Genomic DNA, 13,322 nt, shown 5'->3' with positions numbered 1-13,322 from the left:
TTGTGCTACATTGCCTCCCATGTTCCAGATTTCCCTCTCGCTACTACTGGGTGTCCATCACGGGCAGGTTTGGTAGCGCGCGAGCGATTTCTCCACAACGGCCCGTTTGCACCTGCAGCGGGCCGTTTTGCTTTTGGAACTGCAGGTTTTTTGAAGCATTGCCCACGAGGCGATTCATCGGAGCATCGAGATGAGCGACAAACTGATCATTTTTGACACCACCTTGCGCGACGGCGAGCAGTCGCCCGGCGCATCCATGACAAAGGACGAGAAGCTGCGCATTGCGCGCCAGCTCGAACGCCTCAAGGTTGATGTGATCGAAGCCGGTTTTGCCGCCAGTTCCAACGGCGACTTCGATTGCGTGCAGGCCATCGCCAACACCATCAAGGACTCCACGGTGTGCTCGCTGGCTCGTGCGAACGACCGGGATATCGCCCGGGCCGCCGAGGCGCTCAAGGGCGCCAATCGTGCCCGCATCCACACCTTCATTGCCACCAGCGCGCTGCACATGGAGAAGAAGCTTCGCATGACACCCGAGCAGGTGCTGGAGCAGGCGGTGCAGTCCGTGCGCTTCGCTCGCAACCTGGTCGACGACATCGAGTTCAGTCCGGAGGATGGCTACCGCAGCGATCCGGATTTTCTCTGTCGGGTTCTCGAGGCCGTGATCAAGGAAGGCGCGACGACGCTCAACATCCCCGACACGGTGGGATACGCCATACCCGAGTTGTATGGGGAGTTCATCCGCAACCTGCGCGAGCGCGTCCCCAATTCGGACAAGGCGATCTGGTCGGTGCATTGCCACAACGATCTGGGCATGGCCGTGGCGAACTCGCTCGCCGGGGTGAAGATCGGCGGTGCGCGCCAGGTCGAATGCACCATCAATGGCCTGGGAGAGCGGGCGGGCAATTGCTCGCTCGAAGAGATCGTGATGGCCGTGCGCACGCGGCGTGATTATTTCGGCCTGGACGTGGGTGTTGATGCCACGCAGATCGTGCCGGCCAGCCGCATGGTCAGCCAGACCACGGGGTTCGTTGTGCAGCCCAACAAGGCCGTGGTGGGCGCCAATGCGTTTGCCCACGCGAGTGGCATTCACCAAGATGGTGTGCTCAAGGCGCGTGATACCTACGAAATCATGCGCGCGGAAGACGTGGGCTGGAGCGCCAACAAGATCGTGCTGGGCAAGCTCAGCGGGCGCAACGCATTCAAGCAACGCCTGCAGGATCTGGGCATCGAGATGGAGTCCGAGAGCGAGATCAACACCGCTTTCGCCGCCTTCAAGGAACTGGCGGACCGCAAGAGCGAAATCTTCGACGAGGACATTCTTGCCCTGTGCAGCGACGAGAGCGTGACGGCTGAGAAGGAGCAATACGGCCTCGTGTCGCTCAAGCAGCGCAGCGAGACCGGCGAACGGCCGCATGCCAGTGTGGTGTTCACCGTGGAGGGCAAAGAAATCCAGGGGGAAAGCGATGGCAATGGGCCGGTGGACGCCTCGCTAAAGGCGATCGAAAACCACGTCAAGAGCGGCGCTGAGCTGGTGCTGTACTCGGTCAATGCCATCACGAGCGGATCGACCGAGAGCCAGGGTGAGGTCACGGTGCGCCTGCAGCACAGCGGGCGCGTGGTCAATGGCGTGGGCGCGGACCCGGACATTGTCGTGGCGTCAGCCAAGGCGTATCTGAGCGCATTGAACAAGCTGCACAGCAAGGCCGACCGGGTCGCGGCGCAGGGATAAATATCAATTAAATCAAATACTTACGGAAATCTGTTTCTTGATCCGAAGAATTGGCACCAAAAGTAGCATCTGTTCCACCGATCACTGAAGACAGTTTCCCAAGCATTTGATATTGCTAGATTTTTTTCGCATGCATATACTCCACTCCTGCGCAATTCCTGTTGCTGGAGTGGAGTCATGGTCATCGGCGTCAATTACCTTCGCAAATTCCTGCTGACGGCAGTCGTTGCTGGCTGGGTGACGATGTCCCTGATGCCCGGACCTGTGGAGGCCGCAAGCACGGGGAAAACCGCCAAGAAGGCAGTGGCTTCCAAGACGTCGGCCAAGCGCAGCGTGGCGTCGACGCGAAAATCATCGTCCAAAGTGGCCAAGGCCTCGCCCCGCAAGACCTCAAACCGGGTCAAGGTTCAGATGGCGGCCGGCAAATCCGGATCTCTGCACAAGGTGGCTGTACAAAAGAGGCCCGTGGCGCACGCCGCCGCGCAGCCGCGCCGCACCAACGGTGAGCGCATGGGCCTACGCTCAATGGACGACCCGCTCGATCTCAACTCGAGTGTGGCCCTTGTGATCGATCAGGAGACGAATGAAGTGCTGTTCAGCAAGAACGATGCGGCCGTGCTGCCCATCGCGTCGCTGACGAAGCTGATGACCGGCCTGGTGATTGCCGAGGCCAATCTCGACATGGAAGAGATGATCACTATCACCCGGGATGATGTGGACACCTACAAGGGCAGCCGTTCGCGGCTGTCAGTTGGCAGCACGCTCAGTCGCGGTGAGTTGCTGCATCTGGCGCTCATGTCCAGCGAAAATCGGGCGGCTCACGCGCTAGGCCGCACGTATCCCGGGGGACTGAACGAGTTCGTTCGCCTCATGAACCGCAAGGCCGATGAGCTCGGCATGGCCGATACCCGCTACGTGGAACCGACTGGCCTGTCGAGCCAGAACCAGTCGAGCGCGCGCGACCTGGCCACGCTGGTCTCGGTGGCGTACGAGCGCCCCATCCTGCGCAGTCTGTCTACCTCGCCGGGATATGAGGTGGAACTGGGTCGTCGAACCCTCCACTACAACAACTCCAATCGCCTGGTCAAGAACCCGTCATGGGATATTGGCTTGCAGAAGACGGGCTATATCTCTGAGGCAGGGCGGTGCCTCGTCATGCAAGCCAAGGTGGCGGGTCGCCAACTGATCATGGTCTTTCTGGACTCGGCTGGCTCCCTCAGCCGCCTTCGGGATGCAGAACGCGTGCGCCGCTGGGTGGAGGTGCAGACCGACGCGAATCCTGGGGTCAGGCCACAGGGCTGAATACCGCCCCGTCACACATGAGAAAAGGCCCCAACGGGGCCTTTTCACTTTTCTCATGCGAGTCGCGTGGGGAGTATTCAGCGTGCCGCGGAAGGGTTGGGGATCTTCGGGCAACCCAGCGCCGTGGAAATCTCGGCCGCCGTCGAGCGCAGCTTGGGTACCCAGTTCTCGTCGATTCGATCGGCCGGAGCGGAGATGGACAAGCCTGCCACCAATTTGCTCTGGTCGTCGTAGATGCCGGCGGCCATGCAGCGCACGCCCATCTCCAATTCTTCGTTGTCGCGTGCCAACCCAGCCTGGCGACATTGCATCAGCTCACGTTCCAGCGTGCTCAACTGGGTCAGGCTGTTGCGCGTATTGCCCGCGAGGCCGGTGCGCGTGGCGTAAGCCCGCACCCGCTGGGGCTCGTCGTCCGCCAGAAAGAGCTTGCCCACAGATGTCAGGTGCAAAGGGGCGCGCCCACCGATGGCGCGCACCACCTGCATGCCCGAACGCTCGCTGTAAGCACGCTCCACGTACACAATTTCATCACCCTGACGCACGCTCAGATTGACCGGTTGCTGGATCAGCTTGTGCAGTTCGCGCATGGGGAGCAAGGCCGCATCGCGCACGCTCAGGCGGGCCTTGACCAGGTTCCCCAGTTCCAGGAGCCGCATGCCCAGCCGGTAGCTACCGGCCTCTGGACGATCAACGAAGCGTCCAATGGTCAGGTCATTGAGGATGCGATGCGCCGTGGAAGGATGAAGGCCCGTCTTTTCACTGATGTCCTTCAGCGAAACGGGCTCCTCACGCGATGCCAGCACCTCCAGCAGATTGAACATGCGTTCAATTACCTGGACGGTCGGGGTGCTGGGGAGAGACTCTGAACGTTTGGTCATGGGTGGCAATGGTTGCGTCTGATTTTACAAGATGAAATCAGAACCCAGGCCGCACGCTGCCAACTCATGGTCGCTGACGGGATGGATGCCATTTGCCATCACGCAGTAGCTCGTGAGGGCGGAACCCGGCCTTGTAGCTCATCTTGCTGCTCTGACCGATCCAGTAGCCGAGGTACACATGAGGCAGCTCAAGCGCGCGGGCCTGATCGATCTGCCACAGCACGCTGTAGGTCCCGTAGCTGGCCTTCTCGTCAGGTTCGTAGAAGGTGTAAACCGCCGACAACCCGTCGTTGAGGACGTCGACGATCGAAACCATCTTGAGCTTCGAGGGCCTCCCGTGCGTGCCCGGTTCGTGAAACTCGACGAGGCGCGAATTGACGCGGCTCTGCAACAGGAACTGGGTGTACTGGTCGATGCTGTCGTGGTCCATGCCACCCCCGGCATGGCGGCTGTTCTGGTATCGCAGGTAGAGCTGATAGTGTTCCGGAATGAAGCACAGCTTGAGCACGCGCGTCTGAAGCATCCCGTGTTGCGCCTTGGAGCGGCGTTGACTGCGGCTCGGCGTGAACGAGGCCACAGGCACGCGCAGTGGCACACATGCTTGGCAGCCATCGCAGTACGGGCGGTAGGTGAACATGCCGCTGCGACGGAAGCCGTGCGTGACCAGATCCGAATAAGCGTCGTTGTGGATCAGGTGACTGGGCGTGGCAACCTGCGATCGGGCCTGGCGGTCAGGCAGGTAGCTGCAGGGATAGGGCGCTGTGGCGTAAAACTGCAGCGCTTGCAGCGGGAGTTCTTTGAGATGGGTCACGCGCGACGACCGTCTTCAGAGAGGAGGTTTTGCCAGTATACGGGCAGGAATTTCCACACGGGTGCGGGGCTCAGAACTGCCATGCGCACATGCTGGCAGAAGTCCTGACGCGCCATCAGATGCCCACCCAGAAACGCCAGGTGGGTCGTGTTTTGCTGGCAGTCGATCAGGGGCAGTTCGTGTGCACGGCAGAACGCAACGAGGCCGGCCAGTGCGATCTTGGATGCATCGCTGCGACGGCTGAACATCGATTCGCCGAACACCATGGCGCCGAGGTTGACGCAATACAGGCCGCCTGCGAGTTCTCCATCCAGCCAGGTTTCCACGCTGTGCGCCAGACCTGCCTGGTGCAGCCGGACATAGGCCTCCACCATGGCGGGCAGGATCCAGGTGCCGGACTGGCCATTGCGTGGCGTGTGGGCGCACGCCTTGATCACGCGCTCGAAGTCGTGGTCGATGCGCACCTCGAGGCGGCCTTCGCGCAACAGGCGCACGAGCGTCTTTCGCAGTGATCGGTGCAGGCGAAACGCCGACGGTTCGAGCACCATGCGCGGGTCTGTGCTCCACCAGAGAATGGGCTGACCCGCGCTGTACCAGGGGAAGATGCCACGCGAGTACGCCGCCACCAGGGTTGGCTGGTCCAGCACCCCCCCTGCGGCCAGCAGCCCCGGTGCTGGGTCGGTGGCGCTCCAGGCCGTCTCCACCGGCGGAAACGCCTGACCCGGCTCCAGCCAGGGCAATGCGCGGTTGGGTGGCGTGTGCGACATGCCGCTATTGTGCGCGGCGGTGGCGTGGATTCAAGGTGTCGGGGGCCTGGCTGCTCGCACAAGTGTCCATGCCGCCATGCCCAGCAGGATGCCGACGCCGTCAGCCAGCAGATCCAGCCATTCTCCGAAGCGCCAGCCCGTCGCGGTCTGGGCTAGTTCGATGAATGCGCCGAACGCGAGCAGTGACAGAGCCAGGCGTGAGGGGTGCCGCGGATGCGAAAACAATCCAAGCAGGCCCAGCCAAGCAAATCCGGCCACATGCTGGGCTTTGTCCCAGACGTTGAACGACTGTTCAGGCAGCAATTCGCCGGGAACGAGCGAAGCGACGGCGAGCGCCAGGACGCTCAGCCAGAACACGGGTTTGATCAGCGACATGATGGTGAGACTCAAAATGCGGGAAAAACGACGCTATAATTCGAGGCTGTTCCCTGATAGCTCAGTCGGTAGAGCGACGGACTGTTAATCCGCAGGTCCCTGGTTCGAGTCCAGGTCGGGGAGCCAATACACCTCATTACGAACACTGGCGGGGTGGCCGAGGCCAGCAAGGGCCGCGGGTCGGTAACCGATAGCGACTTTATCCTCAGTGACCGTGATGCTCTCCAGAAGCGCGCCCATGAAGGCGCGTTTTTTTTGCGTGTCGCCGGCCATCACCACGTCGCGCATCACCTCTACAGCGAGGGCCGGCTCGATGCGCGTGACCTTCTCCCGCACCGGGGTGTCTTCGAGCAGCTCGAGGCGGGCCTGAATCGCGCGGATCTCTGAGTTGCGCAGCTGCAGCCGGTCCTTGATGTCGGCCAGGTCGGGGGTGTCCTTGCCGTGGAACTCGAGCAGGTCGAACAGCTTGCCGCGGCGCGCCTCCAGGTCGCGCAGGTCGCGCACGAGCTGCTGCCGCTGGGCTTCTCGCTCCTGAGCCCAACGACCGCCCAGATCGACGATCTCGCGCACGGCCTGCGCCATCGCGTCCTCGGTCACCACCTGGTCGAGGATCTCGCCCAGCAGCCAGTCGTCGAAGAGATCGGCGCGCACGTTCCGGAACAGGCACCGCGGCGCGCCCTTCCGATGCGCACAACACCCGTAGTAGTTGTAGAGGGTGCCGCCTCGGCCGGTGCCGTTGATGATCTGCAGCGGGTTGCCACAGATCCCGCAGGTCATCAAGCCGGTGAACACGAAATCGCTGCGAGGCGTACCGCCTTGGGCGTGTTGTGGAGCTCGATCGTTCATCATGATTTGCACCTTGTCGTAGTCTGCCCTTGTGACCAGGGGCGGGTGGCTCTCCACCTGCACCCATTCCGTGCGCGGCTTGGGTTTGCCGGTCTTCTTGTTCATCCGGTTGAAGGTCCGCGTGCCCGTGTACACCTCATTGCGTAGGAGGTAGATGAGGCTCGTCTTCTTCCAGGTCTCACCGCGCCGGCGCACGCCCGCCTCGTTCAGCTGCAGCACGATCGCCTGCGCTCCCAGACCCTGCAGGCATGAAGCGAAGCAGCTGCGCACGATCGCCGATTCCTCAGGATGAGGCACCAGCTTGCCGCGCTTGCCGTCGACCTCCACCTGGTACCCGAAGGGGACGCGACCACCAGTAAAGAAGCCCTCGGCCGCCGACTTCTTCATCGAGCGCAGCGTGTCGCGCGCGATCTGCCGCGACACCATCTGGTCCATGGCGCCCATGAACACGCGATTGATAAAGCCGGCGTCCGTCTCGTCGTCGATGTCCGCGTTCAGGCACTCCAGGCGGGTGCCCAGCGCCTTCAGCTGGTCCTGGTGCACCCACAGGTCGATCGCATTGCGCGCGAAGCGGCTGGTGCTCCAGGTGATGAAGTAGTCCACCGGCGCGGCCTCGCAGTAGCTCACGGCCGCCTGGAAGCCGGCGCGGCCCTTTGTCGACCGGCCGGAGATGCCGTCGTCGCGGAACACGCGCGCCACCGACGCACCGAGCGCTGCGGCGCGCGCGGTGCACTGCTCGATCTGCGCGTCCATCGAAATGCCCTCGTCGGCCTGCTTTCGACTGCTCACGCGGGCATAGATGATGGCTCGCTTCATTCGATGGGCAATCTACGACGTTTGGCGAGACGGCCTACGTGATGAACCGTCAGTTTTTCACCCAGAACAGCCTTGACGCGATCGCGGATCTGGCGGTTGTCCAGGAACGGGGCCAGGGATTCGATGAAGCGGTTCCGCTGATAGCGCTGAAAGCTGCTGTAGCGGCGCAGCTTGACCTCGATCATCGAGTCCGAATCGGAGCGGATCTCCACGGCCGCGTCGAGGATGCGCCACATCGCCATGAAACGGTCGTAGCCGACCTCGCGCGCCACGGCGAGCCACACCGAGGGCAGGCCCATGTCGGCGAGTTCGCGAATTTTTGCCTCCTCCCAAACTTGCGGCGTGGCGCATTCGTGCAGGTACCCACCCCCCCTCCGGGAGGCCTTGCCCTGGCCCTGCCGAGCCCCCACCCCCTGCTGGCCGGGCTCCACCGTGGGCCCGTGCACCTGGTCCACCCAGTCGAGCTGCATCCGTGCGCTCCATCCACTTCGCTTTGCGTGCCGGCTCATGCCCGTGCCCCCCTCTGAACGTGCATCGCTCCACTTCGCTTTCTGACAGCGTGCGAAGTGGCCGCGGGCGAGGGCGCTGGACCCCCTCCACGAGTTAGCCTGTTCTTGTTACAAATTGCGGGCTGGCGCGAGATCGCCGCGCACTGCCCATGGATGCTTGCTCTGGCTCGGGAGGGCACTGCCCCGGAATGGGCGTTGCGTACTGGTGCTGTGCGGTCGGGCATGTGGACGGTCCTCGGTGATCTGCTGGGAATTGGCCGGCCAGGTCAGCCGGGGACGCGCTTCAGGAACTCGCCGATCGGCGTGCGCATCTTGGCCAGCGGCGCGTGCTGGTCCACCGTGCGCATCTTCTTGCGCATGCTGAGCTCGATGTAGATCTCTGTGGTCTTGGGGTCCACATGCCCCATGAGCCCCTGCGTGGTGGTGGTGGGCACGTCGTCCTCGGTCAGCTCGGTGCCGAACAGGTGGCGCATGGCGTGCGGGTGCAGCTCGGCCGCAGGGATGCCCACCTTCTCACCATGGCGCTGCACCATGCTCCAGACGCCCTTCCTGGTGAGCCGGCGGGCCTCGCCGCGGTGCTCGTGCGCGGGCAGCGTGGGGTGCTTGGTGTTGACGAACAGGACTCGGTCAGGCCGGCCATGCTTGCCCACCGTGTCGCGGTCGATCGTGGCCAGGTCCTCGTGGCCCAGGTACACCCGCAGCAGCGCGTCGGCCTCCCTGGGCACGGGCAGGCGCCGCATGCGGCCGCCTTTCTCCTCGACCAGGACGACCATGCGCGGCTTGCCATCGAGGTCGACGGTTTGCAGGTCGCCTTCGTTCAGCGTGCAGACACCGGTGACACGCAGGCCGCAGCCCATGAGCAGGCTCATGATGGCCGCGTCGCGGATCCCGTGGAACGTGCCGAGATCTGGCGCCCACATGAGCCGCTCGGCGTTGGCCAGGCTCAACGTGCGCGGCAGGCGGTGGCCAGTCTTCGGGTGCTCGAGCTCGGCCGCCGGGTTGCCCGACACCAGGAGCTTCTTCGACTGGGCCCAGAGGAAGAACATGCGCACGGCCGACACGTAGGGCTTGCGGCTGGCGGCCACCACGCCCTTCTTGTGCAGCCACAGGCCAGCGAAGGCCTCGAGCTCGGAGCCATCGGCCACCAGGATCGAACGCGGGTGCATGAACTCCTGCAGCCTGGTCAGCGCCAGGCGGTAGACCTCCTGCGTCCGCGGTGTGCGGCCGCGGGCAACACCCAGGTAGTCCAGGAACGCATCAATGGCCTGGTCGTCGGTCATTTCATTTCGAGCCACACACACCTCCGAAGTGGGCCGCCGCGCGGGGGTACAGGGGCATTTCCCCCGTGGATCCGTGGATCGACCCCCTGCTGCATGCTAAGTCGTTGATTTCATTGAAAAGTGACACCCCGGCCCATCCACGGAATTGCGTGGAAACGGGTGTTTTTTCCACGACCCGTAAGTTTTGTATCCCCGGTTTACAAATGCAACCCGTGGATCGTGGTTTGCGCGCTCCCGCCCCCTCTTTTCCTTCCTCTCTCTCTATGAAAAAGAGAGAGATTGAGAGAGAGAGGGGGCCAAAGCCGGGAAATTGCACCCGTGGAAAAAACAGGCCAACCCGTGGATAAATCGAGCACTTCCGTGGATGAGGGCAAATTGCGAACGCAGCGCTGCGCACGGTGGAACCTGACAGAGCACCTCCCCAAATGGTCCGCATCCACGGGTTAGGGGGTTTTGCGGCTCTCCCTGCCTCCCGGATTAGGGAAAAGCTATGCGGGAACCCCCTCGTCCTGGCGGTCTTCCCCATTTCCGGCGGTAGCTTTTGTGGTCGGGGGGTACGGGGGGTGCGGGGCCAGACTGATGCAATCTCGGCATCAATCAATCCGGCCGCTTCGCGGTGCATTCGGAACAGCGCCTGGCGGCGCTGATGGACGGCCAGGCGCGTCAAGGCGTGGCTTCGTCGTCCATGTCGCTCGCGTGCCATGACTCCGCAGAGAGGCCTCGTGGCGCATCTGGACTGTTCTCCGCTGCGTGAGCCCATGCAATGAAGCCCGCAGCTGCAGGAGATCCGCTGAACCTGGCAAAAACGCAGGCGCCCCAAAGGGTGAAAAGGCGACATGGCTGCACAGGTGCGCCGGGCCTCTCGTATGGTTCCAGACCCACCACGCGCGTGGAAAACACGCCGAAGTGGCGGCCGTAGAAGTAGCGGTCCTTCGGCTCTGACCAGCCGAGCAAGTGCGCCAGCGGCGCCTTGCGGAGCCACAGCAACCCGTCGAGGCGGAAGAGCTCGAACTGTGTCGCCCCAAAGGTCAGGTGCAGTCCGGCCGTTGTCGGGCGAACGAGGGATTTCACCTTCTTCATTGCATCCTCGATTCATGACGCCATCACCGTGTCAGGCTGCTCCTTCGGCTCTGATGGCACCACCGCGTACAGCCCGAACTGCTTGAGCGCCGGCAGGCTCAGCGCCACCATGTGGCCAACCCGCTGGCCCTTCACCGTGCGTTCGAGCTCGAGCGGTTTGCCGGCGTCCATGGCCAGCACGCCGGCCTGCTCCAGCTGGCGCTTGAACACCCGGTCGCTCTTCACCGGGAGACCGTCCCAGAACTCGCGCAAGTAGGGCGTCTGGCGCATGTGGTCCATCACGTGGCCGGTGCGCACGCACAGCACCGCCACCTCGTCCTCCTCGTCGAACTTGTAGGGGTACAGGAAGCGGTGCGACGCGATCTCGCTGAGCAGCTTCTCCACGATCCACGCCCAGGGCTGGCGGTCGCTCACCGTCTCGCTGATGTGGCGGTTCATCTCGGCCGTGAGGTGGCCCAGAAACCCGAACTCGTGCGCATCCATGCCGAGGAACTCGCACAGCAGCCGCCAGGCGGTGGCCACCGCCGCGTAGTTGTGCACCATGCGCTCGGCGCCGCTGTCGTCCGTGCCCGCCAGGCAGTTCTGGAACAGATCCTCCACCTGCTGGGCCTGCAGCGCGAGCACGGCGGTCTTGGGCTGCCTGGCCAGGAACTGCAGCCACTGCTTCACCGGGAACACTGGCACGTCCTCGGGGATCAAGGGCCCGCGCTTGGCCTTCGTGAGCTCGCTGCGCACGATCTTGCCCACCAGGCTGTCCACGGGCACGTCCTCGCCGGCGAGGAGCACCGGCGCGCAGAGCAGAAAGTCCATCAGCTCGGCGCCGCGGCGGGTGTGCTCGTACTGGTAGGCCTCCTGCAGGTTGTGGATCGCCTTGTTGATCACGTCCTGCTTGTTCGTGCTCATCTCGCCCCAGCCCACCGGGTGGCTGGTGTAGCTGATGGAGGTCATCTGGCGAAACTCGGTCTGCAGGCTCTGGCGCGAGCTCATCACCATCGCGATCGAGCGCTCGATGCGCTTGACCAGCGTGGTCTTGCCGGTGGCCTTCTCGGCTTGCATCACGAAGTGCGGCCAGTAGCCGATGAACGCCTTGAGGTGTGCCCCAAGGGCCCACACCAGCGGGATGAGCGCCGCGCATTCGGCGAACGTGGCGCCAAACTGACGCACCACCTCCAGCCCCTGCGACGTGGGCCCCGACGGGAAAACGAGCTCATGGTACGGGCACTGCTGGCGCGGATCCGCAAAGAAGCAATCCGGCCCCTCGTTCACCACCGGGCGGCCGTCGCGCCAGGCCAGGCCCACGAAGTTGATGGCGTCGCGCGCGCCGATGCCGGCGGCCCGTTCCCAAACGTTCACCAGGCGGGCGAAGGCCGAGGGCGCGAACACCGGGCCCAGCTTCTTCCACACGTCCAGGTTGTGCAGGCGCTCGTCGTCCACCACGCGGCGCAGCAGCCTGGGGCCGTGCCTGGCCACCTGCACGCTGATCGCAAACACCGTGTGAGGGCTGTGGTCCACGTCGCCCGTCATCGTGCTTTGCGGGCTGGCAATCGCCACCCGGCTCACCGCTGCCACGCGGAAGCCGCACACGTCGGAGTACTCGAACGACTTGACCGGGTCCTTACCCTCTTCGCCGGCCTTCTCGCTCACCTTGCTGATCACCTTGGTGAAGTCCGGCCGCACGCGGTATTTCCAGTACACCAGGTAGTCGTGGTGGGGCAGGAAGAGGCGGGGGGTCCCGCGGCGGGAGTCATCGCCCGGCATGCCGGCAATCAGCCATTCCTCCATGCGCTGCAGCGCCGTGCTCGTCTTGTCCCTGCCCAGCAGCTTCATGTGGTCGTTCACGTCGTTGATCGGCCCCTCGCGCTTCTCCAGGTCCTCGTACCAGCCGCTCTGGTCCACCAGCAGGCAAGAGATGTCGAGCGCCGTCAGCGCCTCGTGCAGGGCCCACGCGGCTTTCAGGCCCGGGCAATAGCCCTTGTCGGTCCCCTGGGCCAGCGGCTCGTCGTTGTCCAGGCAGGCCACCACCTCCTTGCCGCGCAGGAAGCTCCAGTCCACCTTGCCGGGGTAGGCGTTGGCCGTGCCGCGCAGCGCCAGCGCGGCCGTGCCCGGGATGCCGCAGCTCTCAATCGTCAGCGCGTTGATGCTGCTCTCCACGATGTAGACCCGGCGTGCGCCCTCGAGGCGCTTCCAGTCGCTGCACCACAGGTAGCCGTCCTTCTCGCCCTGGCTGTTCGTCTTCACCCCACCGTTGAGGCTCGGGTCGATGTAGCGGGTGTCCACCGCCATCGTCTTGCCCGACACCCGGTCCTTCACGATGAAGGCCACGCCCGGTCCGCCGTAGCCCACCTCGCCCGGGCTGGCCGGCTCCTGCTTCTTCGCGCCGGTGTAGGTGTTCAGGCCCAGCGTGCCGCGCTGCATGGCGCGCTCGATCACCTCGGTCGAGATCTCGCGGCCGCGCAGGTAGTCGAACAGCACCACCTGGCCAGCCGGTGCCCGGGCATCGCGCAAGCAGTTGCTGGCGATGTACTCGGCCAGGCTGGGCTTTTCCACTGGAGCGGCCAGGGCGCCCGGCGCCGGCGTCTCCTCGACCAGGATCCCGTACATCTTCCCCAGCTCGCGCACGGCTTCGATGAAGTTGGCGCCGCGCACCAGCATGAAGAGATCGATAGGCCCGCCGCTCGTACCCAGGCGGTGGTCCTTCCACTTGCTGCCGCCCTTGCCGTCGGCCGGGTAGCACGCCAGGGAAGCACTGCTGTCCGGCGTGTCGGGGTTCTTGAAGCTGTTCTGCCCCTTGGGCTTTTCCAGGCCCAGCAGAAGCGCCAGGTCCTTGCAATCGATCTCACGGTTGAGGCGCTCCGCTGCGTCGTTGCGGAGCCGTGGCCGAGGTGTTGGAGTTGTCATTGTTGTAGGTGAAAAACGAACAAGCCGC

General features: G+C 64.0%; 11 protein-coding genes, 1 tRNA gene and 1 pseudogene. 4 read left to right on the top strand and 9 right to left on the bottom strand.

From position 1 onward, the window contains the following. Window positions 1-190: 190 nt before the first annotated feature. Together AB7P10_RS19400 and AB7P10_RS19395 are read left to right on the top strand one after the other, a co-directional pair. Window positions 191-1,732 carry a 2-isopropylmalate synthase gene (locus AB7P10_RS19400; protein WP_428295483.1) on the top strand — a complete coding sequence of 514 codons (1,542 nt, stop codon included), beginning with the start codon at window positions 191-193 and terminating at the stop codon, window positions 1,730-1,732. A 177-nt stretch (window positions 1,733-1,909) separates the two neighbouring features. Beyond that, window positions 1,910-3,034 (top strand): serine hydrolase, encoded by a 1,125-nt coding sequence (locus AB7P10_RS19395; RefSeq protein ID WP_428295482.1) that lies wholly within the window; start codon window positions 1,910-1,912, stop codon window positions 3,032-3,034. A 77-nt stretch (window positions 3,035-3,111) separates the two neighbouring features. Here AB7P10_RS19395 and AB7P10_RS19390 read toward each other — a convergent pair whose 3' ends face one another. The 4 genes from AB7P10_RS19390 to AB7P10_RS19375 all read right to left on the bottom strand — a co-directional run bounded on the left by AB7P10_RS19390 (window position 3,112) and on the right by AB7P10_RS19375 (window position 5,865). Then, on the bottom strand, window positions 3,112-3,912 hold the full coding sequence (locus tag AB7P10_RS19390) for an IclR family transcriptional regulator (protein ID WP_428295481.1): 801 nt from the start codon (window positions 3,910-3,912) through the stop codon (window positions 3,112-3,114). Window positions 3,913-3,976: 64 nt separating this feature from the next. After that, window positions 3,977-4,723 (bottom strand): arginyltransferase, encoded by a 747-nt coding sequence (locus AB7P10_RS19385; RefSeq protein ID WP_428295480.1) that lies wholly within the window; start codon window positions 4,721-4,723, stop codon window positions 3,977-3,979. After that, complete coding sequence (gene aat, locus AB7P10_RS19380) at window positions 4,720-5,490, bottom strand: leucyl/phenylalanyl-tRNA--protein transferase (protein ID WP_428295479.1); 771 nt, start codon at window positions 5,488-5,490, stop codon at window positions 4,720-4,722. The genes AB7P10_RS19385 and aat overlap by 4 nt, the downstream gene beginning before the upstream one ends. A 30-nt stretch (window positions 5,491-5,520) precedes the next feature. Then, window positions 5,521-5,865: a VanZ family protein gene (locus AB7P10_RS19375; RefSeq protein WP_428295478.1), complete on the bottom strand. Its 345-nt coding sequence runs from the start codon at window positions 5,863-5,865 to the stop codon at window positions 5,521-5,523. 50 nt (window positions 5,866-5,915) lie between these two features. Between AB7P10_RS19375 and AB7P10_RS19370 the strand changes: the two genes are divergently transcribed. Both AB7P10_RS19370 and AB7P10_RS19365 read left to right on the top strand, forming a co-directional pair. After that, window positions 5,916-5,991 (top strand) — tRNA-Asn (locus AB7P10_RS19370). A gap of 27 nt (window positions 5,992-6,018) precedes the next feature. Then, window positions 6,019-6,252, top strand: a complete 234-nt coding sequence (locus AB7P10_RS19365; RefSeq protein ID WP_428295477.1) for a hypothetical protein — start codon at window positions 6,019-6,021, stop codon at window positions 6,250-6,252. Between the two features lie 282 nt (window positions 6,253-6,534). Here AB7P10_RS19365 and AB7P10_RS19360 read toward each other — a convergent pair. The 5 genes and pseudogenes from AB7P10_RS19360 to AB7P10_RS19340 all read right to left on the bottom strand — a co-directional run. Next, a pseudogene (locus tag AB7P10_RS19360) lies at window positions 6,535-7,464 on the bottom strand (recombinase family protein); the annotation flags it as partial. A gap of 59 nt (window positions 7,465-7,523) precedes the next feature. Then, window positions 7,524-7,997, bottom strand: a complete 474-nt coding sequence (locus AB7P10_RS19355; RefSeq protein WP_428295476.1) for a hypothetical protein — start codon at window positions 7,995-7,997, stop codon at window positions 7,524-7,526. 305 nt (window positions 7,998-8,302) lie between these two features. Continuing rightward, window positions 8,303-9,316: a tyrosine-type recombinase/integrase gene (locus tag AB7P10_RS19350; protein WP_428295475.1), complete on the bottom strand. Its 1,014-nt coding sequence runs from the start codon at window positions 9,314-9,316 to the stop codon at window positions 8,303-8,305. Between the two features lie 663 nt (window positions 9,317-9,979). Continuing rightward, window positions 9,980-10,396 carry a hypothetical protein gene (locus tag AB7P10_RS19345; RefSeq protein ID WP_428295474.1) on the bottom strand — a complete coding sequence of 139 codons (417 nt, stop codon included), beginning with the start codon at window positions 10,394-10,396 and terminating at the stop codon, window positions 9,980-9,982. Window positions 10,397-10,408: 12 nt separating this feature from the next. Further along, window positions 10,409-13,294, bottom strand: coding sequence for a toprim domain-containing protein (locus AB7P10_RS19340; protein WP_428295473.1), 2,886 nt, complete (start codon window positions 13,292-13,294; stop codon window positions 10,409-10,411). Window positions 13,295-13,322: the final 28 nt, after the last annotated feature.

It is taken from the genome of Hydrogenophaga sp. (assembly GCF_050182545.1).
GTDB lineage: Bacteria > Pseudomonadota > Gammaproteobacteria > Burkholderiales > Burkholderiaceae_C > Hydrogenophaga.
This window is presented reverse-complemented; position numbering and strand designations above follow the sequence as displayed.

Coding starts and splice junctions, on each gene's coding strand:
- AB7P10_RS19400 (WP_428295483.1), top strand. CDS start 191: ATGAGCGACAAACTGATCATTTTTGACACCACCTTGCGCGACGGCGAG.
- AB7P10_RS19395 (WP_428295482.1), top strand. CDS start 1,910: ATGGTCATCGGCGTCAATTACCTTCGCAAATTCCTGCTGACGGCAGTC.
- AB7P10_RS19390 (WP_428295481.1), bottom strand. CDS start 3,912: ATGACCAAACGTTCAGAGTCTCTCCCCAGCACCCCGACCGTCCAGGTA.
- aat (WP_428295479.1), bottom strand. CDS start 5,490: ATGTCGCACACGCCACCCAACCGCGCATTGCCCTGGCTGGAGCCGGGT.
- AB7P10_RS19375 (WP_428295478.1), bottom strand. CDS start 5,865: ATGTCGCTGATCAAACCCGTGTTCTGGCTGAGCGTCCTGGCGCTCGCC.
- AB7P10_RS19355 (WP_428295476.1), bottom strand. CDS start 7,997: ATGCAGCTCGACTGGGTGGACCAGGTGCACGGGCCCACGGTGGAGCCC.
- AB7P10_RS19350 (WP_428295475.1), bottom strand. CDS start 9,316: ATGACCGACGACCAGGCCATTGATGCGTTCCTGGACTACCTGGGTGTT.
- AB7P10_RS19345 (WP_428295474.1), bottom strand. CDS start 10,396: ATGAAGAAGGTGAAATCCCTCGTTCGCCCGACAACGGCCGGACTGCAC.
- AB7P10_RS19340 (WP_428295473.1), bottom strand. CDS start 13,294: ATGACAACTCCAACACCTCGGCCACGGCTCCGCAACGACGCAGCGGAG.